Annotated in this window: 17 protein-coding genes; 8 read left to right on the forward strand and 9 right to left on the reverse strand. The window is 58.6% G+C overall.

The features are described from left to right. Positions 1 to 210 precede the first annotated feature (210 nt). The 4 genes from dapB to grpE all read right to left on the reverse strand — a co-directional run bounded on the left by dapB (position 211) and on the right by grpE (position 5,034). Positions 211 to 1,017 carry a 4-hydroxy-tetrahydrodipicolinate reductase gene (gene dapB / locus KGB14_RS16810; protein ID WP_223487888.1) on the reverse strand — a complete coding sequence of 269 codons (807 nt, stop codon included), beginning with the start codon at positions 1,015 to 1,017 and terminating at the stop codon, positions 211 to 213. Between the two features lie 9 nt (positions 1,018 to 1,026). Continuing rightward, a complete protein-coding gene (gene dnaJ, locus KGB14_RS16815; RefSeq protein ID WP_007900528.1) occupies positions 1,027 to 2,151 on the reverse strand; it encodes a molecular chaperone DnaJ in 1,125 nt (374 codons plus the stop codon). Between the two features lie 297 nt (positions 2,152 to 2,448). Next, positions 2,449 to 4,365 (reverse strand): molecular chaperone DnaK, encoded by a 1,917-nt coding sequence (gene dnaK, locus KGB14_RS16820; RefSeq protein WP_223487889.1) that lies wholly within the window; start codon positions 4,363 to 4,365, stop codon positions 2,449 to 2,451. 102 nt (positions 4,366 to 4,467) lie between these two features. Then, the gene (gene grpE, locus KGB14_RS16825; RefSeq protein WP_038978898.1) at positions 4,468 to 5,034 is read right to left on the reverse strand and encodes a nucleotide exchange factor GrpE; all 567 of its coding nucleotides are present in this window, start codon (positions 5,032 to 5,034) and stop codon (positions 4,468 to 4,470) included. Between the two features lie 241 nt (positions 5,035 to 5,275). Here grpE and recN point away from each other — a divergent pair, with 241 nt between their 5' ends. Then, complete coding sequence (recN, locus tag KGB14_RS16830) at positions 5,276 to 6,949, forward strand: DNA repair protein RecN (RefSeq protein ID WP_223487890.1); 1,674 nt, start codon at positions 5,276 to 5,278, stop codon at positions 6,947 to 6,949. Between the two features lie 75 nt (positions 6,950 to 7,024). Here the strand turns inward: recN and fur are convergent, their stop codons facing one another. Continuing rightward, entirely contained in the window at positions 7,025 to 7,429 is a 405-nt protein-coding gene (fur, locus tag KGB14_RS16835; RefSeq protein ID WP_003197684.1) for a ferric iron uptake transcriptional regulator, read from the reverse strand. A 97-nt stretch (positions 7,430 to 7,526) separates the two neighbouring features. Here fur and KGB14_RS16840 point away from each other — a divergent pair, with 97 nt between their 5' ends. Beyond that, positions 7,527 to 8,054: an outer membrane protein assembly factor BamE gene (locus tag KGB14_RS16840; RefSeq protein WP_223487891.1), complete on the forward strand. Its 528-nt coding sequence runs from the start codon at positions 7,527 to 7,529 to the stop codon at positions 8,052 to 8,054. A 60-nt stretch (positions 8,055 to 8,114) separates the two neighbouring features. On the opposite strand, the gene KGB14_RS16845 is transcribed toward KGB14_RS16840, so the two are convergent. The 3 genes from KGB14_RS16845 to KGB14_RS16855 are packed head-to-tail and all read right to left on the reverse strand — an operon-like array spanning position 8,115 to position 10,267. After that, a complete protein-coding gene (locus KGB14_RS16845) occupies positions 8,115 to 8,429 on the reverse strand; it encodes an RnfH family protein (protein ID WP_223487892.1) in 315 nt (104 codons plus the stop codon). Continuing rightward, positions 8,422 to 8,856, reverse strand: a complete 435-nt coding sequence (locus KGB14_RS16850) for a type II toxin-antitoxin system RatA family toxin (protein ID WP_223487893.1) — start codon at positions 8,854 to 8,856, stop codon at positions 8,422 to 8,424. Before KGB14_RS16850 ends, KGB14_RS16845 begins: the two co-directional genes overlap by 8 nt. A gap of 7 nt (positions 8,857 to 8,863) precedes the next feature. Beyond that, entirely contained in the window at positions 8,864 to 10,267 is a 1,404-nt protein-coding gene (locus KGB14_RS16855; RefSeq protein ID WP_223487894.1) for a sodium-dependent transporter, read from the reverse strand. A gap of 118 nt (positions 10,268 to 10,385) precedes the next feature. Here KGB14_RS16855 and smpB point away from each other — a divergent pair, with 118 nt between their 5' ends. Further along, positions 10,386 to 10,868 carry an SsrA-binding protein SmpB gene (smpB, locus tag KGB14_RS16860; RefSeq protein WP_007900551.1) on the forward strand — a complete coding sequence of 161 codons (483 nt, stop codon included), beginning with the start codon at positions 10,386 to 10,388 and terminating at the stop codon, positions 10,866 to 10,868. Between the two features lie 144 nt (positions 10,869 to 11,012). Here smpB and KGB14_RS16865 read toward each other — a convergent pair whose 3' ends face one another. Continuing rightward, positions 11,013 to 11,780 carry a GntR family transcriptional regulator gene (locus KGB14_RS16865; RefSeq protein ID WP_223487895.1) on the reverse strand — a complete coding sequence of 256 codons (768 nt, stop codon included), beginning with the start codon at positions 11,778 to 11,780 and terminating at the stop codon, positions 11,013 to 11,015. Positions 11,781 to 12,042: 262 nt separating this feature from the next. Here KGB14_RS16865 and KGB14_RS16870 point away from each other — a divergent pair, with 262 nt between their 5' ends. From KGB14_RS16870 to KGB14_RS16890, 5 genes are all read left to right on the forward strand, one after another. Further along, positions 12,043 to 13,734, forward strand: a complete 1,692-nt coding sequence (locus tag KGB14_RS16870) for a lactate permease LctP family transporter (protein WP_223487896.1) — start codon at positions 12,043 to 12,045, stop codon at positions 13,732 to 13,734. A 151-nt stretch (positions 13,735 to 13,885) separates the two neighbouring features. Then, positions 13,886 to 14,710 (forward strand): (Fe-S)-binding protein, encoded by an 825-nt coding sequence (locus KGB14_RS16875; RefSeq protein WP_223487897.1) that lies wholly within the window; start codon positions 13,886 to 13,888, stop codon positions 14,708 to 14,710. Next, positions 14,707 to 16,161 (forward strand): LutB/LldF family L-lactate oxidation iron-sulfur protein, encoded by a 1,455-nt coding sequence (locus tag KGB14_RS16880; RefSeq protein ID WP_223487898.1) that lies wholly within the window; start codon positions 14,707 to 14,709, stop codon positions 16,159 to 16,161. Before KGB14_RS16875 ends, KGB14_RS16880 begins: the two co-directional genes overlap by 4 nt. Further along, on the forward strand, positions 16,161 to 16,832 hold the full coding sequence (locus KGB14_RS16885; RefSeq protein ID WP_223487899.1) for a lactate utilization protein C: 672 nt from the start codon (positions 16,161 to 16,163) through the stop codon (positions 16,830 to 16,832). Before KGB14_RS16880 ends, KGB14_RS16885 begins: the two co-directional genes overlap by 1 nt. Further along, positions 16,829 to 19,639, forward strand: coding sequence for an FAD-binding and (Fe-S)-binding domain-containing protein (locus tag KGB14_RS16890; protein ID WP_223487900.1), 2,811 nt, complete (start codon positions 16,829 to 16,831; stop codon positions 19,637 to 19,639). The genes KGB14_RS16885 and KGB14_RS16890 overlap by 4 nt, the downstream gene beginning before the upstream one ends. Positions 19,640 to 19,925 lie beyond the last annotated feature (286 nt).

Genomic DNA, 19,925 nt, shown 5'->3' on the forward strand with positions numbered 1-19,925 from the left:
AAAGCGGAGTGACGTATGGACACGTCACCCCGCTTCTTCACCGAATTATTCTGCGCGCTTTTAGTGGACACACTAAAGCTGTAGCTTACAGAAAAAGGCAATTTTGGTCTACCGCCAATGAGCCCTAAAGGCCGGAGAATGCGACAGGACGTCGCTTGGCGGTTTAAAACCGGGCTCAAAGCTATGTTTGAACCCGGTTTCGGGGGCATCTTAACGCAGTTCGAGTACGTCTTGCATGTCGTAGAGGCCTGGCTCGCGACCGTCCAGCCACAAAGCTGCACGTACCGCGCCCTTGGCAAAGGTCATGCGACTGGAGGCTTTGTGCGTGATTTCCAGTCGCTCGCCCTCACAGGCAAACAGCACCGTATGATCACCGACCACATCACCACCGCGAACCGTGGCAAAACCGATCGTTTCACGCTCGCGCACTCCGGTATGACCTTCACGGCCATAGACCGCGACCTTCTGCAGATCACGATCCAGCGCATTGGCGATCACTTCACCCATGCGCAGGGCCGTACCTGAAGGCGCATCGATCTTGTGCCGATGATGGGCCTCGATGATTTCGATATCCGCGTCATCACCCAGCACACGAGCCGCCATATCGAGCAGCTTCAGCGACAGGTTTACACCGACACTGAAATTGGCCGCGAACACAATCGCAATATCTTTGCTCGCCTCGACCAGCAACTGCTTCTGCGCGGCGTCCAATCCCGTCGTGCCGATCACCATGGCCTTGCCCGCCTTACGGCAGAACGCCAGGTTTTTCAGCATGACTTCAGGGAGCGTGAAGTCGATCAGCACATCGAACTCATCAGCCACCGCATCCAGCTTACCGGACAACGGCACACCGATTCGCCCCAGCGACGCCAGCTCACCGGCATCCACGCCAATCAACGTGCTGCCAGGACGCACAATGGCAGCCGTCAGACCGGTAAGCGGCGCGCGCTGCTGCACCGCCTCGACCAGAATCTTGCCCATGCGCCCGGCAGCGCCCATCACAGCTATACGTCGCATGCCGACTCCTTACAAATCGCCGAAGAAGCGTTTCACGCCTTCGAACCAACCGGTGGTTTTCGGAGAATGGCTGTTGTCGCCCGCCAGGGAGCTACGCAACTCTTCCAGCAATTCGCGCTGACGACGACCCAGGTTGACCGGGGTTTCGACCGCCACGCGGCACATCAGGTCGCCAGCGCCACCGCCGCGTACCGGCGCAACGCCTTTGCCGCGAACACGGAACTGCTTGCCGGTCTGAGTCCCTTCAGGGATTTTCAGTTTGACCCGACCATCAAGGGTCGGAATCTCCAGCTCGCCACCCAGCGCTGCGTCGACGAAGCTGATCGGCACCTCGCAGAACAGATGCTTGCCGTCACGCTGGAAGATCGCGTGCTCGCGCACATTGATCACCACATACAGATCGCCAGTCGGACCACCCTGCGCACCCGCCTCGCCTTCGCCAGACAGACGAATACGATCACCGGTATCGACACCGGCCGGCACTTTCACCGACAGGGTCTTGTACTCTTCGACACGGCCTTCGCCGTGGCAGGAATCGCATGGGTCGGAGATGATCTTGCCCTGACCATGGCAGCGCGGGCAGGTTTGCTGCACCGAGAAGAAGCCCTGCTGCATGCGCACCTGACCGATACCACCACAGGTCGGGCAAGTGATCGGCGAAGAGCCTTTCTTGGCACCCGAGCCGTCGCACGGTTTGCAGTTGACCAGTGTCGGAACCCGGATATTGACGGTCGTGCCGCGCACCGCCTCTTCCAGGTTCAGCTCCAGGGTGTAACGCAGATCGCTGCCACGCTGGGCACCACCACGGGCACCGCCGCGACCACCACCGAAGAAGTCGCTGAAGACATCGCCAAAGATGTCGGAGAAGTTCTGACCGCCAAATCCGGCACCGCCGCCACCCATGCTTGGGTCGACACCGGCATGACCGTATTGGTCATAGGCTGCGCGCTTGCTGGAATCGGACAGCACTTCATAGGCCTCGTTGGCCTCTTTGAACATATCTTCCGACGCTTTGTCATCGGGATTACGGTCCGGGTGGTGCTTCATCGCCAGGCGACGGTAGGCCTTTTTCAGGTCCGCTTCGCTTGAACCACGCTCAACACCCAATACTTCGTAATAGTCACGCTTTGCCATAAGTCTTTGCACTCTTAAGGACGTTCGGCAAACCTCTCCTGAGCCTCGCCAAACTCGTTGAGCCCCAATACAGGCCCGGACCCAACTCACGTCAATTCAACGATCCTGGTCTTTGATTCGATGCGGTATCCGTGGGCCGAAAAGCAGGAGCATTCCCGACCGTACCGCCAGCATCCGAGCGTTGTCGCATGCTGTAAAAATTCGCTTACTCCAGACACGCCAACGCGGGAGCAAGCTCCCGCGCGGCGACATCCTACCAGTCACCGCCTGAAGGCAGTCAACCGGGCGACCAACAACTTACTTGTGGTCTTTGACTTCTTCGAACTCGGCATCGACAACATCGTCAGCCTTTTCAGCCGATTCACCTTTCGGTGCCGCGCCTTCAGCTGGTTGAGCCTGGTCAGCGTACATTTTCTGAGCGACTGGCGCAGAGACCTTGGACAGCTCTTCAACCTTGGCTTCGATAGCGGCCTTGTCGTCGCCTTTGATGGCGGTTTCCAGGGCAACGACAGCGGCTTCGATTGCAGTCTTCTCTTCAGCGCTCACTTTGTCGCCAGCATCAGCGACCATTTTGCGCGTCGAGTGAACCAAAGCATCGCCCTGGTTACGGGCACTGGCCAGCTCTTCGAACTTGCGGTCTTCTTCAGCGTTCACTTCAGCATCGCGAACCATCTGCTGAATTTCTTCCTCGGACAGACCGGAGTTGGCCTTGATCACGATCGACTGAGTCTTGCCGGTGGCCTTGTCTTTGGCGCCTACGTGCAGAATGCCGTTGGCGTCGATGTCAAAGGTCACTTCGATTTGTGGCACGCCACGTGGTGCTGGTGGAATCTCGGCCAGGTCGAACTTGCCCAGGGACTTGTTCTGTGCGGCTTGCTTACGCTCACCTTGCAGGACGTGAATGGTCACTGCGCCCTGATTGTCGTCGGCAGTCGAGAACACTTGCGATTTCTTGGTAGGAATCGTGGTGTTCTTCTCGATCAGCGCGGTCATCACGCCGCCCATGGTTTCGATACCCAGGGTCAGCGGGCTGACGTCGAGCAGCAGGACGTCTTTCACGTCACCAGCCAATACCGCGCCCTGGATAGCAGCACCCATGGCAACAGCTTCGTCAGGGTTGACGTCTTTACGGGCTTCTTTACCGAAGAAGTCAGTCACCAGTTTCTGAACCAGTGGCATACGGGTCTGACCGCCGACCAGGATCACGTCGTTGATCGCACCAATTTCGATACCGGCATCTTTCATGGCGATACGGCAAGGTTCGATGGTGCGCTGAACCAGATCTTCCACCAGCGCTTCGAGCTTGGCGCGGGAGATTTTCACGTTCAAGTGCTTAGGACCGGTAGCGTCTGCAGTGATGTACGGCAGGTTCACGTCGGTCGACTGGCTCGAGGACAGTTCGATCTTGGCTTTCTCAGCGGCTTCTTTCAGGCGCTGCATGGCCAGCGGGTCACCCTTGAGGTTCATGCCGCTTTCTTTCTTGAATTCGTCGACGAGGTAGTCGATCAGACGAATGTCAAAGTCTTCACCGCCCAGGAAAGTGTCACCGTTGGTGGCCAACACTTCGAACTGGTGCTCGCCATCGACTTCTGCGATTTCGATCACGGAAACGTCGAAAGTACCGCCGCCCAAGTCGTAAACGATCACGGTGTGATCGCCCTTGGCCTTGTCCATACCGTAGGCCAATGCGGCCGCGGTTGGTTCGTTGATGATACGTTTAACGTCCAGGCCCGCGATGCGACCGGCATCTTTGGTGGCTTGACGCTGGCTGTCGTTGAAGTAGGCCGGAACGGTGATTACCGCTTCGGTCACTGGCTCGCCGAGGTAGTCTTCGGCGGTCTTCTTCATCTTCTTCAGAATTTCGGCCGAGATTTGTGGCGGCGCCATTTTCTGGCCGTTCACTTCAACCCAGGCGTCGCTGTTGTCAGCCTTGACGATCTTGTAAGGGACCATCTGGATGTCTTTCTGTACGACTTCTTCGTCGAAACGACGACCGATCAGACGCTTCACCGCGTACAGGGTGTTATGCGGATTGGTCACTGCCTGACGCTTGGCCGACTGGCCAACCAGGATTTCACCGTCGTTGGCGTAAGCGATGATCGACGGCGTGGTACGCGCGCCTTCAGCGTTTTCAATAACTTTGGCTTTGCCGTTTTCCAGCACGGAGACGCAGGAGTTGGTAGTCCCCAGGTCGATACCGATAATTTTGCCCATGTTCACTCTCCCGAAACTTTGGATTTGGATGCCGCAGCAGTGGTGGCTAACTGCGGTAGCACTTAAACGCTTGACTTCTAAATGGGGGCCTTGCGGCTAATTTCAAGCCTGCTCGTCAATCGAAGGCGAAACCGGAGCAGGTGCCTTGCTGACCACGACCATGGCCGGGCGCAACAGGCGACCGTGGAGCTGGTAGCCCTTCTGAAACACCTTGAGCACGCTGTTGGGTTCGACGTCGGCACTCTCCTGCATGGCCATCGCCTGATGGTGCGAAGCATTGAAGGGTTCGCCTTCAGGGTCGATCGCTTCCAGGTGATAACGCTTCAGGGTGTCCTGGAACATCTTCAGGGTCAGTTCGATCCCTTCACGCATCGGACGAATGTTTTCGTCGTCAGGGCTGGACAGCTCCAGGCCGCGCTCCAGGCTGTCAATGATCGGCAGCAGGTCGCCAGCGAACTTTTCCAGGGCGAATTTGTGAGCCTTTTCAACGTCCTGCTCGGCACGACGGCGGACGTTCTGCAGATCGGCGGCTACACGCAAAGCCTGATCCTGCGCACCAGCCAATTGCTCTTCGAGCACTTGTACACGAGCCGCCAGGTCTTCACCCGAAGCCTCGGGGCCCTGGTTGGCGTCTAGATTTTGCGTATCCACTGTCTGTTCGTCAGCCATAGATTTCTCCTTCCAATATCGTCCGCGAGCTCAACTCGCGCTTCTGCCCCGGTATATGGGGCCGCAAATTTCAGCTTCAAGGGCTATTTGATGATTAACCCTACAAAAAACAGCTGCATTGTCATTCCTTGCCGCGCTAAGAATTTCTTTCTCTCAAGCAAATCGACCTAAGAGGAGGCATTGTCAGCCAGAAACAAAACACTGTATAAATAACCAGACCTAAAGCCTGGGAGCGGCCTTTATGCTGGTGCACCTGTCCGTACACAACTACGCCATCGTTGAACATCTCGATCTCGAACTCGATCGCGGGATGAGTGTGATCACAGGGGAAACCGGCGCCGGCAAGTCGATCATGCTCGACGCCCTTGGCCTGACCCTGGGCGATCGCGCCGACAACGGCGTGGTCCGCCCGGGTGCCGACAAGGCCGATATCCTGGCCACTTTCGACCTGATCGACATTCCGGAAGCCAGCGCCTGGCTGGCCGAGCGCGACCTCGAGAGCGACGGGCCGTGCATTCTGCGTCGAGTGATCACCGCCGAAGGACGCTCACGCGGCTACATCAATGGCACCCCCTGCCCCCTCGGCGACCTGAAGGCCCTGGGCGAGCTGCTGATCGACATCCACAGCCAGCACGAACACCAATCGCTGCTCAAAACCGATACTCACCGCCGCCTGCTCGACGAATACGCCGGTGCCACGGACCTGGCCCGCCAGGTGCAACTGGCCGCCCAACGCTGGCGCCAGACCCGCCAGGAACTGGAACGCCTATCCAACTCCGGCGACGAACAGCGTGCTCGTCATCAGTTGCTCAGCTATCAACTCGAAGAACTGGAAAACCTCGGCCTTGGTGAAAACGAGCTGGAGCAGCTGGAACAGGAACACAAGAACCTGACCAACGCCGAAACCCTGCTGGGCATTTGCCGACAAGTCGTCGAACAATGCAGCGAAAGTGATTCCGGCAATGTATTGAACGCACTGACTGCCAGCCTCAACCGCTTATCGAGCGTGAACAACTCGATCGGCGCCCTGGGTGAAGCCAGCAGCCTGCTGACCAGCGCGCAAATTCAGGTTGAAGAAGCCGTGGGCGAGCTGAACCGCTTTCTCGACAACTTCGACGCCGACCCGGCACGCCTTCAGTACCTGGAAGAGCGCCTCGACGCCATCTACACCCTGGCACGCAAACACCGCATCCAGCCAACCGAAGTCGCCGAGATGCAGCAGAAGCTACTCGATGAAATCGAAAGCCTGAATGCCAACGATGAATCCATCGAACGACTGAGCGACGAACTGGCCTCCTACGCCCGGCATTATCAGGAGAAGGCTCGGGAACTGAGCGACCTGCGTCATCAAGCCTCAAGCAGTCTGGCCAGCGCCGTGGAACAGGAAATCCAGCGCCTGGGAATGCCCGGTGGCCGCTTCAGTATTGAGCTGCGCCCCAACAGCAGCGATGAACTGCTGCCTAACGGACTCGAACAGGTCGAACTGCTGGTGAGCGCCAACCCGGGGCAACCCTTGAAAGCCCTGGCAAAAGTGGCATCGGGCGGCGAGCTGTCGCGCATCAGCCTGGCGATTCAGGTGATCACCGCACAGACCTCACGCGTACCGACCCTGGTATTCGACGAAGTGGACGTGGGCATCGGTGGCCCTACCGCCGAGATTGTCGGCCAGTTGCTGCGACGCCTCGGCGAACGCGGGCAGGTTCTGACCGTGACTCACTTGCCACAAGTGGCGGCGCAGGGGCATCAACATCTATTTGTACACAAGGTCCGCGGCGAAGACGCCACGCATACGGCCGTCTCCAAACTGAGCAAGACTGATCGTGTCGAAGAAGTGGCACGGATGCTGGGCGGCATCGACCTCACCAAGGAATCGCTGGCGCACGCGAAGAAAATGGTCGTTACCGCGAAAACTTAAGAACGGCAGAAAGCACGAAGGCGACCCTGGGGTCGCCTTCGTTCGTTTCGCGAACCTGAAGTTCGCGCGACATGCTTACTTTTTCTTGCGCACGTACAGCACAAGATTGTGATCAACCATCTCGAAGCCATACTTGTCGACGATTGCCTTCTGCAGCCGCTCGATCTCTTCGTCGAAGAATTCGATCACTTCACTGGTCTCGACATTGACCATATGGTCGTGATGCTTGCCGTCGTCCAGCTCGAAGACCGCATGGCCTCCGTCGAAGTTGTGCCGCACCACAAGGCCAGCTGCCTCGAACTGAGTCAGAACACGGTAAACCGTGGCCAGACCGACGTCCTCACCAGCCTCCATTAGCGCCTTGTAGACGTCCTCGGCACTCATGTGGCGTTGCTCGGCGGAATCGAGCATTTGCAGAATCTTGACCCGTGGAAGGGTCACTTTGAGGCCGGCTTTGCGTAGTTCGCTATTTTCAACCATGGTCAGCTTTCTCGCGATGCTGCTTCGCAGCTTCTCTTAATGCGGGTATGATCGGCGTTTACGTTGTCCCAGCCAAGATAGTGGAAGTCGCCCACCGATGCAAAACACCAAGCTCTTGCTAACCAGTTTCACCTTTGTGGGACTGCTCGCACTCGCCGGTTGTTCATTCCCCGGGGTTTACAAAATCGACATCCAGCAGGGCAATGTCGTCACGCAGGACATGATAGACCAGTTACGCCCGGGAATGACCCGCCGGCAAGTACGGTTTATCATGGGCAACCCTCTGCTGACCGACACGTTCCATGCCGATCGCTGGGATTACCTGTATAGCCTGCAACCAGGTGGTGGTGAACGCCAACAGGAACGCATTAGCGTTATCTTCAACCCAAATGACCAACTTGTCAGCCTCTCTGGCGATTTCATGCCGGGCGTGAGCCGTGACGAGGCCATTCTCGGTAAGGAAGGCGGCACTACCGTGACTGCGCCTGCAGAAAACGCCGAGAAGCCGAAGCCAGAAAAACCGGTCAAGCCAGGTTCGTTGCTGGACCAGATCCAGAAGGACGTGGACAACGTAGAAACCGTTCCAGTCCCGACACCAGAACCGCTGGAAACCTCGCCGCAATAATTTGCGACGCAATAAAAAACCCGGCATGTCCGGGTTTTTTATCGTCTGGCGTTTACCGAATCACTGATTCCGGGCTTTAGCCTCGGCAGCCTTGGCAGCGCGTAATCGCCGAACCTCTTTTGGATCGGCGAGCAGCGGCCGGTAAATCTCGATACGATCCCCAGCCTGGACCGGGCGAATGGCCGGCTCAGCGATCACTTTGCCGAAGATCCCTGCAGGACAACTGGCCAAATCCAACTCGGGAAATTCGGCGTTCAAACCGGACTTAAGCAGAGCATCCCGCACCGTCGTGCCCATCGACACGGCCACTGTCCGCAGCACCTGACGATCCACCGCGGCATACACCACCTCAATCTCGATCATGACCTCAACCATACATCTGTTTGGCGCGCTGGCAGAATGCGTCCACCAGCGTATTTACGGCCTGATTGAACAAAGGTCCCAGCGTCGCACGCACCAGCGGCCCGGCGTAGTCGAACGACAAGTCCAGAGTGATCTTGCAGGCCTTCTCGCCCAACGGCTTGAATACCCATATACCGTGCAACTGATTGAACGGACCCGCCTCAAGGTTCATCTCGATCGATTGCCCGGGCACCAGGGCGTTACGCGTCACGAAATGCTGACTGAGACCCGCCTTGGCGATACCGAGGCTCGCGCGCATTTGTTCAGGCGAGCTTTCCAGAACTTCGGCCGATGAGCACCACGGCAGGAATTCCGGATAGCGGGCCACGTCGTTGACCAGGTCATAAAGCGCTTGTGCCGGATACGGCAGCAGGGCCGAACGTTGAATGTGTGTCGTCATGTCAGCGTCACTTCCACAGCTGGGCGGCAAACACTACGAGAATGCCGATGGGCGCCACATAGCGCATCAAGAACAGGGACAGGGCGAACAGCACCGGACGGCGGATCGACAACTCGTCGCGTACCGCTTCACGCCCCATCACCCAACCCGCAAACACCACGAAACACAAACCACCGAGTGGCAGCATGATCCGCGAGGTGAAGAAATCGATCACACCAAAGAAATCCAGGCCACCGGTTGCCCCCCATTGGTAGAGGTGGAACAACCCGCCTTCGTTCACGAAAAACTTGGCTTGTTTCCAGATATTGAAGGAAAACACGGTACCCAAACCGAAAAACCAGCAAGTGAATGCCAGCCAGAAGGTGATCCAGGCGCGGCTGATCTTCGTGCGCTCGACCAGGTAAGCCACCATCGGTTCGAGCAGGGAAATCGCCGAACTCCAGGCCGCAATCGCTACCAGTACAAAAAACACTACGCCCATCAACTGGCCGAACGCTACGTTACCAAAGGCAAATGGCAGACTGACAAACATCAGGCCAGGGCCTTCGCTCGGGTTCAAGCCGGCAGCGAACACAATCGGAAACAATGCCAGACCCGCCACCAGGGAAACAAAGGTATCGAGCAGTGCCACGCCAACCACGGTCCCGGAAATCGACGAACTCTTCGGCATGTAAGCACCGTAGATCATGATCGAACCGACGCCCACGCTCAGAGAAAAGAAAGCGTGCCCCATCGCCGGCAGCAAGCCGTCGAGCACTTTTTCCGGATGAAAGTCGAACATGAAATGCACGCCTTCCATGAAATGGCCCGTGGTCATGCTGTAGCCCAGCAGAACAAGGATCATCACGAACAGCAGCGGCATCATGATTCGCAAGCTGCGCTCAAGCCCGGCGACCACACCCTTGGCGATCACCACGGCCGATAGCAGCATAAAAACTGTATGCCAAAGTGTCAGACGCCATGGATCGGCAATCACACCACCAAAGTAGGCGCCAACCTGATCAGGTGTCACACCCTGAAAGTCGCCGCGTCCCATATCAATGATGTAATCCAGCGACCAACCGCCGACCACACTATAGAAAGACAGGATCAGCAACGCCGTGATCATCCCGGCAAATGCGCCCCAGGACCATTTCGCCGAATGCCCCGCTTCCAGCGCCAGAACCTTCAAGGCGTTGGCCGGGCTCTGCCGTGCGCGACGGCCGATCAGGGTTTCGGCCAGCATCACGGGCATACCGATCAGCGCGATACAGGCCAGGAACATCAGCACGAAGGCTCCGCCACCGTAGACGCCGACCATGTAGGGGAATTTCCAGATACTACCCAGCCCCACGGCCGAACCGGTCGCGGCGAGTATGAAGACCCAGCGGCTAGCCCAACTGCCGTGGACAGAAACCTTGTCTGTCGACATCGTTATCACGCCCAAGCGTTCAAAAAAGAGGCCGCATTGTCCGGGATTCAATCAACCTGCTCAAGCACGCAGCATCACCGTAGCCGACTCGCGTGCAACTCCCTATAATGCCGCCCCTATGGCTAAACAGAAGAAACACCCAACAGGGACCATCGCGCAAAACAAAAAGGCGCGACACGATTACTTCATCGAGCATAAGTTCGAGGCTGGTCTGGTCCTGGCCGGCTGGGAAGTAAAAAGTTTGCGGGCAAGCAAGCTGCAACTGGTTGACAGCTACGTACTGCTCAAGGATGGCGAAGCCTGGCTGCTCGGCAGCCACATTACGCCACTGATGACCGCCAGCACCCACGTCATCGCTGATCCGACCCGCACCCGAAAATTGCTGCTCAACCGGCGCGAGCTGGAAAAGCTGGCCGCCGCCGTGCAGCAAAAAGGCTACGCCTGCGTGTGCCTGTCCTGGTACTGGAGCAAGCACATGGTCAAGTGCGAGATTGCTCTGGGCAAGGGCAAGAAGGAATACGACAAGCGTGATACCGAACGCGAGCGCGATGCCGGTCGCGAGTTGCAGCGTGCGGTGCGAAACAAGGGCAAGGAAGATTAATCTTTCGGCCTGAGTTTTGTGGCGTCAGCGAAAAGATCGCAGCCTGCGGCAGCTCCTACGAAGTTGTGTACACCCGATGAATCGGGTTGAAACGCGATCGATGCAGGAGCTGCCGCAGGCTGCGATCTTTTGCATTAAAAACGATCACATCCCCTTGCGCCGCTCGGCCCGAGCCATTCGCTGCACTTCCTGACGCACCTCCTCCAGCACTTCCTGCACATACAAAATGTGCCGACTGGAAACTTCCCGCGCCTGCTCTGCCCTGCCCTCGATAATCGCCAGATACAACTCCCGATGCTGCGCGATCAGCATGTCGCGGGTTTCGGAACGCTGTTTGTACATGCCACCGATGTTGGTCACCACGTTGCGCTTGAGCAGGTCGAAGAGGCCGCGAATGGTGTGCAGCAATACTGCGTTATGACTGGCCTCGGCGATCGCCAAATGAAATTTCGCATCCGCCGCGCCTTCTTCCACCCGACTCACTTCGTCATGCCGTGTATAGCAATCCTGCAGTTCATCGAAGGCTGCGGTCAGGCGCTCGCGATCCACGTCCGTGGCACGCAATGCCGCGTAGTAAGCACAAGAGGCCTCCAGGGTATGGCGAAACTCCAGCAAATCGCGCTGGGCCTCGGGGTTGCTTTCCAGCAGATGCAACAGTGGATCGCTGAATGTCGAACCCAGAGATTCCACCACGTAGTTGCCACCGCCCTGACGGCTGACCAGCAGCCCTTTGGCCGCCAGTTTCTGAATCGCTTCGCGCAACGAAGGGCGTGACACGCCGAACTGCTCAGCCAATGCTCGCTCTGCCGGCAGACGTTCGCCGGCCTTCAACGTGCCCTCGAGAATCATCCCTTCGAGCTGCTCGACAATATCGTCAGACAAACGGCGCTGCCGAATCTGATCAAACCCCATCACTCAATTCTCCACGATCCCGGCGGCTCGCCGGGCTCTCTATTCTGGCCTATCAGCGCTGAGCCAGCACCTGCCAGGCGACGTTTGATCGAACAGATCAGATGCGTTCTGCACCGCTCATTCGACAAAAGTTTTAGGGCGGCAAATTGACACACCGCCTCCAAGGCTTTTACCCTAGCCAACAGCGATTGTAAATTGGTATTACCAATTATCCAAGAACGCTGACCAGTGCCTGACCAACAACAATTAGGGGCCACCCCATATGCAAACCTGGCAACAGCTCTACAGCCCGCTCGGCAGTCTCGGCGTGTCCGCACTCGCGGCCGTCATCCCCATCGTATTTTTCTTCCTGGCTTTGGCCGTGTTCCGCCTCAAAGGCCACGTGGCCGGCAGCATTACCCTGGCGCTGTCGATTGCCGTGGCAATCTTTGCGTTCCAGATGCCGGTCGATATGGCCTTCGCGGCAGCCGGATACGGCTTCGCCTACGGCTTGTGGCCGATTGCCTGGATCATCGTGGCAGCGGTGTTCCTCTACAAACTGACGGTCAAAAGTGGCCAGTTCGAAGTGATCCGCAGCTCGGTGCTGTCGATCACCGACGACCAGCGCCTGCAAGTGTTGCTGATCGGCTTCTGCTTCGGCGCATTCCTGGAAGGTGCAGCCGGTTTCGGCGCACCGGTAGCGATTACCGCCGCGCTGCTGGTAGGGCTGGGCTTCAACCCGCTGTACGCCGCCGGCCTGTGCCTGATTGCCAACACCGCGCCGGTAGCCTTCGGTGCATTGGGGATTCCGATCATCGTCGCCGGGCAAGTCACCGGCATCGACGCGTTCAAGATCGGCGCCATGACCGGTCGCCAGCTGCCATTGCTGTCGCTGTTCGTGCCGTTCTGGCTGGTGTTCATGATGGATGGCCTGCGCGGCGTCCGTGAAACCTGGCCGGCGGCACTGGTGGCCGGCTTGAGCTTCGCCGTCACCCAGTACTTCACCTCGAACTTCATCGGCCCGGAACTGCCGGACATCACCTCGGCACTGGTCAGCCTGATTTCCCTGACCCTGTTCTTGAAAATCTGGCAGCCAAAACGCGCTGCAGGCGCGCACATCGTCGGTGCCGTCTCGGCTTCCGTGGTGGCCAGCGCCGGTGGTTTCGGCCAACCGCGCACCACCGTGGCCTCGCCATACAGCCTGGGGGAAATTTTCAAAGCCTGGTCGCCGTTCCTGATCCTCACCGTTTTGGTCACCATCTGGACGCTGAAACCGTTCAAGGCCATGTTTGCCGCAGGCGGCTCGATGTATAGCTGGGTGTTCAACTTCGCCATCCCGCATCTGGATCAAATGGTGATCAAGGTCGCCCCGATCGTGACGGCCCCGACGGCGATGCCGGCGGTGTTCAAACTCGATCCGGTTTCCGCGACCGGCACGGCGATTTTCTTCTCCGCGCTGATCTCGATGCTGGTGCTGAAGATCAATATAAAAACTGGTCTTACCACTTTAAAAGAAACGTTCTACGAGCTGCGCTGGCCGATTTTGTCCATCGGCATGGTGCTGGCCTTCGCCTTCGTCACCAACTACTCGGGTATGTCATCGACCATGGCGTTGGTACTGGCAGCCACTGGCGCGGCGTTCCCGTTCTTTTCGCCATTCCTCGGCTGGCTCGGTGTGTTCCTGACCGGCTCCGATACCTCGTCCAACGCGCTGTTCAGTTCGCTGCAAGCGACCACCGCGCACCAGATCGGCGTTAACGACACCTTGTTGGTGGCAGCAAACACCAGCGGCGGCGTGACCGGCAAGATGATCTCGCCGCAATCGATCGCCGTGGCCTGCGCCGCGACCGGTCTGGTGGGCAAGGAATCGGATCTGTTCCGCTTCACCCTCAAGCACAGCCTATTCTTTGCAACGATCGTCGGCCTGATCACGTTGGCTCAGGCTTACTGGTTCACCGGCATGCTGGTGCACTAAGAACTACACGCAATACGGAAAAAACCGACGCCGGGTTACGCCCCCGGCGTCCGCTATTCACAACCGGGTCTGCAAGGCTGCTGAAAGCTTCCCTCTCTATATTCAGCAGCCTCAGCGGACGGATAACCGGGACCACCCGGAGACACGCCTGATGAGCGAGCTTTTTTACAACGCTGTGCCGAATGCGACCCGCGTCGCCCCGCCACTGCCCGAGCCTCGGCAATACCCCAGCGAAAAACCGTCACGGGTCTATTTGTTCGGGACCTGCGTGGTGGATCTGTTCTACCCCGAAGCCGGGATGGACGCGATCCACCTGCTGGAACGCGAAGGCATTCGTGTCGAATACCCGCAAGGGCAGAGCTGCTGCGGGCAACCGGCCTACACCTCGGGTTACACCGAACAGGCCCGGACCGTGGCGCGCTCGCAACTGGCGCTGTTTGCCGGGGATTATCCGGTGGTGGTGCCATCGGGTTCTTGCGCGGGCATGTTGCGCGAGCACTACGCCGACTTGTTCAAGGACGAACCGCAAACGCTGAAACAGGTTCAGACCCTGGCCGCCCGGACGTATGAGCTGGCCGAGTTCCTGCTGTTTGTCTGCAAGGTGCAGCTCAAGGACAGCGGCGAACCGGTCAAAGTGGCGCTGCACACGTCGTGCTCGGCACGCCGTGAAATGAATACCCACCTGCATGGCCGTGAGTTGTTGGCGCAGTTGAGCAATGTGGAGCGAGTCGACCACAGCCACGAAAGTGAATGCTGTGGCTTTGGTGGGACTTTCAGCGTCCGTATGCCAGACATTTCCGGCGCAATGGTGGCTGACAAGACCCGAGCGTTGAAGGAATCCGGCGCACACAAGGTACTCAGTGCCGACTGCGGCTGCCTGATGAACATCAATGGCTCGTTGGAGAAACAGCAGGAAGCGTTACGCGGTCAGCATCTGGCCAGTTTCCTGTGGCAGCGTACCGGAGGTGCCCGATGAGCACTTCCACGATTATTCCTACGGTTGCCGTAGAAGAAGATTTTCGCGCCCGGGCTCACAAGGCTTTGGCCGACACGCAACTGCGAAACAACTTTCGCACGGCGATGGATTCACTGATGAGCAAACGGGCAGCGTCTTTCAGCGATGCCCATGAAAGAGAACATTTGCGAGTGCTGGGCAATGCTGTCCGCGCCCGTGCGTTATCAAAGCTGCCCGACTTGCTCGAGCAGCTTGAACAGAACCTGACCCGCAACGGTGTGACAGTGCACTGGGCGGAAACGGTGGACGAGGCCAATGGCATCGTCTTATCGATCATCCGCGCTCACGAGGGGCGGCAAGTGATCAAGGGCAAATCGATGGTCAGCGAAGAGATGGAGATGAACCATGTCCTCGAAGCTCAAGGCATTGAATGCCTGGAGTCGGACATGGGCGAATACATCGTCCAGCTCGACCACGAGAAGCCTTCACACATCATTATGCCGGCGATCCACAAGAATGCCGGTCAGGTCGCGTCCTTGTTCCACGACAAACTTGGCGTGGAGTACACCAAGGACGTTGACCAACTCATTCAGATCGGTCGCAAAGTCTTGCGGCAGAAATTCTTCGAAGCAGACATCGGCGTCTCCGGCGTCAACTTCGCCGTGGCCGAAACCGGCACCCTGCTGCTGGTGGAAAACGAAGGCAACGGGCGCATGTCAACCACCGTGCCCCCCGTACACATTGCCGTTACGGGCATCGAGAAAGTCGTCGAAAACCTGCGCGACGTCGTACCGCTGTTATCGCTGCTGACCCGTTCTGCTCTCGGCCAACCGATCACCACCTACGTCAACATGATCTCCGGCCCGCGCAAGGAGCATGAGCTCGACGGCCCGCAGGAAGTGCACCTGGTACTGCTCGACAACGGTCGCAGCCAGGCGTTTGCCGACAGCGAACTGCGCCAGACCCTGAACTGCATCCGTTGCGGCGCCTGTATGAATCATTGCCCGGTCTACACCCGAATCGGCGGCCATGCCTATGGGGAGGTTTACCCTGGGCCTATCGGAAAAATCATCACCCCGCACATGGTCGGCCTGGCAAAAGTCCCCGACCACCCGAGTGCGTCTTCGTTATGCGGCGCTTGCGGTGAAGTCTGCCCGGTAAAAATTCCGATCCCCGCATTGCTGCGTCGCCTACGGGAAGAGAACGTCAAAGCGCCGGACAGCCCGCATCAAGTCATGCGCGGCCAGGGCAGCAAGTTCTCGCGCAAAGAACGGTTTATCTGGAACGCCTGGGCGAAGCTCAACAGCTCGCCAACGCTCTATCGCTTGTTCGGTTTCTTCGCCACCCGCCTGCGCGCGCTGACGCCGAGCAATGTCGGCCCGTGGACCCAGAACCACAGCGCACCGAAACCCGCCGCCCGCTCACTGCATGACATGGCCCGCGAACATTTGGCCAAACAGGGAGACCGTTGATGAGCGCCAAGCAAAACATCCTCGCCAAATTGCGTAACAGTCTGACGGGCACCACGCCGGTGGCTGACAACTTCGATGTCGAACTGGTGACCGAGCCCTACACCTACACGCCAGAACAACGCATCCCGCAGCTGCGCAAACTGATGGAAGCGGTGCACACCGAAATTCATCTGACCTCCAAAGAAGGCTGGCCCGAATTGCTGGCGCAACTGCTGCGGGATCGCCAGTTGCCGAGCCTGTTGATTGCGCCGACAACACCCCACGGTCAACGTGTCACTCAGCATTGGGCGAAAAATCCTGCTCTGCCGACACTCAAAGCCTACGACCGTCCGGTCGAGGAATGGAAAGCCGAGTTGTTCAACGACACCCCGGCCAGCCTGACCACCACCCTCGGCGCAATCGCCGCGACAGGTAGCCTGATTCTCTGGCCGACGCGGGAAGAACCGCGCTTGATGAGCCTGGTGCCGCCGGTGCATTTCGCCCTGCTCAAGGCCAGTGAAATCCGCGACAACTTCTATCAGGTGCAGCAAGAGTTCGAATGGGCTCAAGGCATGCCGACCAACGCCTTGCTGGTGTCCGGCCCGTCGAAGACTGCCGACATCGAACAAATACTGGCCTACGGCGCCCACGGCCCGAAAGACCTGGTGGTTCTGATCCTGGAGGACCAATGAGTCTACCTGTGGCTTTTCTGCGAGATGCGCAGCAACTGATTCCAGCAGCGCGACGTTTCGATGACCCGTTGTCGACGTTGGCCTTCGGCACCGACGCCAGTTTCTACCGGCTGATTCCGAAGCTGGTGATTCGCGTCGAGTCCGAAGATGAAGTGGTGGCGCTGCTCAAACTGGCGCAACGGGATCAGGTCCCGGTGACCTTCCGCGCCGCCGGTACCAGCCTGTCTGGCCAGGCCATCAGCGATTCAGTACTGATCGTGCTGGGAGACAACTGGAACGGTCACGAGATCCGTGGTCAGGGGACGCAAATCCGCCTGCAACCAGGCGTGATCGGCGCCCAGGCCAACGCCTGGCTGACACCGTTCGGACGCAAGATCGGCCCAGACCCGGCGTCGATCAACGCCTGCAAAATCGGCGGCATCGTCGCCAACAATGCCAGCGGCATGTGCTGCGGCACGGCGCAGAACACCTATCACACGCTGGCCGGGATTCGTCTGGTGCTGGCCGATGGCAGCCGTCTCGATACCGAAGATGCCACCAGTGTGGCGGCGTTCCGTGAGAGCCATGCCGAGCTGCTGGAGCGTCTGGCGACATTGGGCCGCGAGACCCGCGCCAATGTCGAACTGGCTGCGAAAATTCGCCACAAATACCGTCTGAAAAATACCACTGGCCTGTCACTCAATGCGCTGGTGGATTTCGACGAGCCTGTGGATATCTTGAGCCACTTGCTGGTGGGCTCCGAAGGCACGCTGGGGTTCATCAGCACGGTGACCTACGACACGGTGATCGACCATCCGAACAAGGCGTCGGCGCTGATCGTGTTCCCGGATGTGGAAACCTGCTGCAACGCCGTCACCGTGCTGAAAAGCCAGCCAGTGTCGGCGGTGGAACTGCTGGACCGTCGTAGCCTGCGCTCGGTGCAGGACAAGCCCGGCATGCCGGCTTTCGTACAACAACTGTCGGCCAATGCCTGCGCCCTGCTGATCGAATCCCGCGCCGCCTCTTCCACTTTGCTCCAGGAACAACTGGCGCAAATCATGGCGTCACTGACGGGTTTCCCGGTGGAGAAACAAGTCGACTTCACCGAAGACCCGGTGGAAAACGCCCGGCTCTGGGCGATCCGCAAGGACACCTTCCCCGCCGTCGGCGCGGTGCGCAAAACCGGCACCACGGTGATCATCGAAGACGTGACCTTCCCGGTGGAACAACTGGCCAGCGGCGTCAACCGCCTGATCGAGCTGTTCGACAAACATCACTACGACGAAGCGATCCTTTTCGGACACGCCCTGGAAGGCAATCTGCACTTCGTCTTCACCCAAGGCTTCAACAGTGCGGAAGAAGTCGCACGCTACCAGGCGTTCATGGACGACGTGGCGCAGTTGGTGGCCGTTGAATTTGGCGGCTCGCTGAAGGCTGAACACGGCACCGGTCGCAACATGGCGCCCTTCGTCGAACTGGAATGGGGTAGCGATGCTTACCAGTTGATGTGGCAGCTCAAACGCCTGCTCGACCCTAACGGCATTCTCAACCCGGATGTGGTGCTCAGCGACGACCCACAGATCCACCTCAAACATCTGAAGCCACTGCCCGCTGCCGATGAAATTGTGGATAAGTGCATTGAGTGTGGCTTTTGCGAACCGGTGTGCCCGTCCAAAGGCCTGACCTTGAGCCCACGCCAACGCATCGTGATCTGGCGTGACATCCAGGCGAAGAAACGCGCTGGCACAGACACCGCCGAACTGGAACAGGCCTACGAATACCAAGGCATCGATACGTGCGCCGCCACCGGCCTGTGTGCACAACGCTGTCCTGTAGGCATCAACACCGGTGAGCTGGTGAAAAAGCTCCGCGGCCGTAAGGCAACGCATACGAAAACCGCTAACTGGCTTGAAGGAAATTTCGCCACCGCGTTGCAAGGCGCGCGCTTCACCCTGCATGTGGCCAACGGTGCGCGGATGCTGTTGGGAGCGCCACGCCTGGCGAAGCTTTCGGCATCGCTGACGCGGTTGTCCAAGGGTCAGGTTCCGCAATGGACCAACGCCATGCCGCAGCCGGAAAAAGCCATTCGCTTCAGCCCGACGGTGTCGGATGAGCGACCTCGGGTGGTGTACCTGGCGGCCTGCGTGTCGCGGGTCATGGGGCCGGCGGCGGGGGATAAAGAGCAAATGTCGCTGTACGACAAAACCCGTGGCCTGTTGGAAAAGGCCGGTTACCAGGTAGTTTTTCCAGACAATCAGGACAACCTCTGCTGCGGTCAGCCATTCGCCTCCAAAGGCTATGCCGAACAGGCCGAACACAAACGCCAGGAGCTGATTGGCGCGCTGCTGCACGCCAGTCGTGGCGGCCTCGATCCAATCTACTGCGACACCAGCCCCTGCACCTTGCGGCTGGTTCAGGATTTGGGCGACGTGCGGCTGGACCTGTACGACCCGGTGCGTTTCATCCGCACTCACTTGATGGATCGTCTGGATTTCACGCCCCAGCAAGCGCCCATCGCGGTGCATGTCACCTGCAGCACTCAGCATCTCGGCGAGAGCCAGGCGTTGATCGATCTGGCGCGCAAGTGCAGTAACAACGTGGTCATTCCAGAAGGGATTCACTGCTGCGGTTTTGCCGGTGACAAGGGCTTCACCACCCCGGAGTTGAATGCCCATTCGTTACGCACGCTCAAGGACGCGGTACAGCAATGCAGTGAGGGGATTTCTACCAGTCGTACTTGTGAGATTGGTCTGACGCAACACGGTGGAATTGATTATCACGGGCTGGTCTATCTGGTGGATCGGGTGACCCAGGCCAGAGCGGTCTGACACCGCGGCAAAAAAAGAAGGGCATTTTGGCTAATGCCAGTCAGTTAAGGACGCCACAGTCCCTGTGGGAGCGAGCCTGCTCGCGATAGTGGCGGGACAGGCAACATTGATGCTGAATGTACCGCCGTCATCGCGAGCAGGCTCGCTCCCACAAGTTGCGCACCTTAACTGGCTGGCATCAGGCGTTTCTTGTCCCTTTTTCGCACCTGCCTCCCGGAAAAATCTTTCCCCCCATCGCAAGCGAAAATAGAACCCTTGCCCGCCCCCACAGTCCATTGGTTAAGCC

The sequence above is a fragment of the Pseudomonas sp. A-RE-19 genome (genome assembly GCF_019956555.1).
In the GTDB taxonomy this organism is placed as follows: Bacteria; Pseudomonadota; Gammaproteobacteria; order Pseudomonadales; family Pseudomonadaceae; genus Aquipseudomonas.

Coding starts and splice junctions, on each gene's coding strand:
- KGB14_RS16885 (WP_223487899.1), top strand. CDS start 16,161: ATGAGCGCCAAGCAAAACATCCTCGCCAAATTGCGTAACAGTCTGACG.
- dnaK (WP_223487889.1), bottom strand. CDS start 4,365: ATGGGCAAAATTATCGGTATCGACCTGGGGACTACCAACTCCTGCGTC.
- dnaJ (WP_007900528.1), bottom strand. CDS start 2,151: ATGGCAAAGCGTGACTATTACGAAGTATTGGGTGTTGAGCGTGGTTCA.
- KGB14_RS16855 (WP_223487894.1), bottom strand. CDS start 10,267: ATGTCGACAGACAAGGTTTCTGTCCACGGCAGTTGGGCTAGCCGCTGG.
- KGB14_RS16880 (WP_223487898.1), top strand. CDS start 14,707: ATGAGCACTTCCACGATTATTCCTACGGTTGCCGTAGAAGAAGATTTT.
- dapB (WP_223487888.1), bottom strand. CDS start 1,017: ATGCGACGTATAGCTGTGATGGGCGCTGCCGGGCGCATGGGCAAGATT.
- KGB14_RS16845 (WP_223487892.1), bottom strand. CDS start 8,429: ATGGTTGAGGTCATGATCGAGATTGAGGTGGTGTATGCCGCGGTGGAT.
- recN (WP_223487890.1), top strand. CDS start 5,276: ATGCTGGTGCACCTGTCCGTACACAACTACGCCATCGTTGAACATCTC.
- KGB14_RS16840 (WP_223487891.1), top strand. CDS start 7,527: ATGCAAAACACCAAGCTCTTGCTAACCAGTTTCACCTTTGTGGGACTG.
- grpE (WP_038978898.1), bottom strand. CDS start 5,034: ATGGCTGACGAACAGACAGTGGATACGCAAAATCTAGACGCCAACCAG.
- KGB14_RS16850 (WP_223487893.1), bottom strand. CDS start 8,856: ATGACGACACACATTCAACGTTCGGCCCTGCTGCCGTATCCGGCACAA.
- KGB14_RS16875 (WP_223487897.1), top strand. CDS start 13,886: ATGAGCGAGCTTTTTTACAACGCTGTGCCGAATGCGACCCGCGTCGCC.
- smpB (WP_007900551.1), top strand. CDS start 10,386: ATGGCTAAACAGAAGAAACACCCAACAGGGACCATCGCGCAAAACAAA.
- KGB14_RS16870 (WP_223487896.1), top strand. CDS start 12,043: ATGCAAACCTGGCAACAGCTCTACAGCCCGCTCGGCAGTCTCGGCGTG.
- fur (WP_003197684.1), bottom strand. CDS start 7,429: ATGGTTGAAAATAGCGAACTACGCAAAGCCGGCCTCAAAGTGACCCTT.
- KGB14_RS16865 (WP_223487895.1), bottom strand. CDS start 11,780: ATGGGGTTTGATCAGATTCGGCAGCGCCGTTTGTCTGACGATATTGTC.
- KGB14_RS16890 (WP_223487900.1), top strand. CDS start 16,829: ATGAGTCTACCTGTGGCTTTTCTGCGAGATGCGCAGCAACTGATTCCA.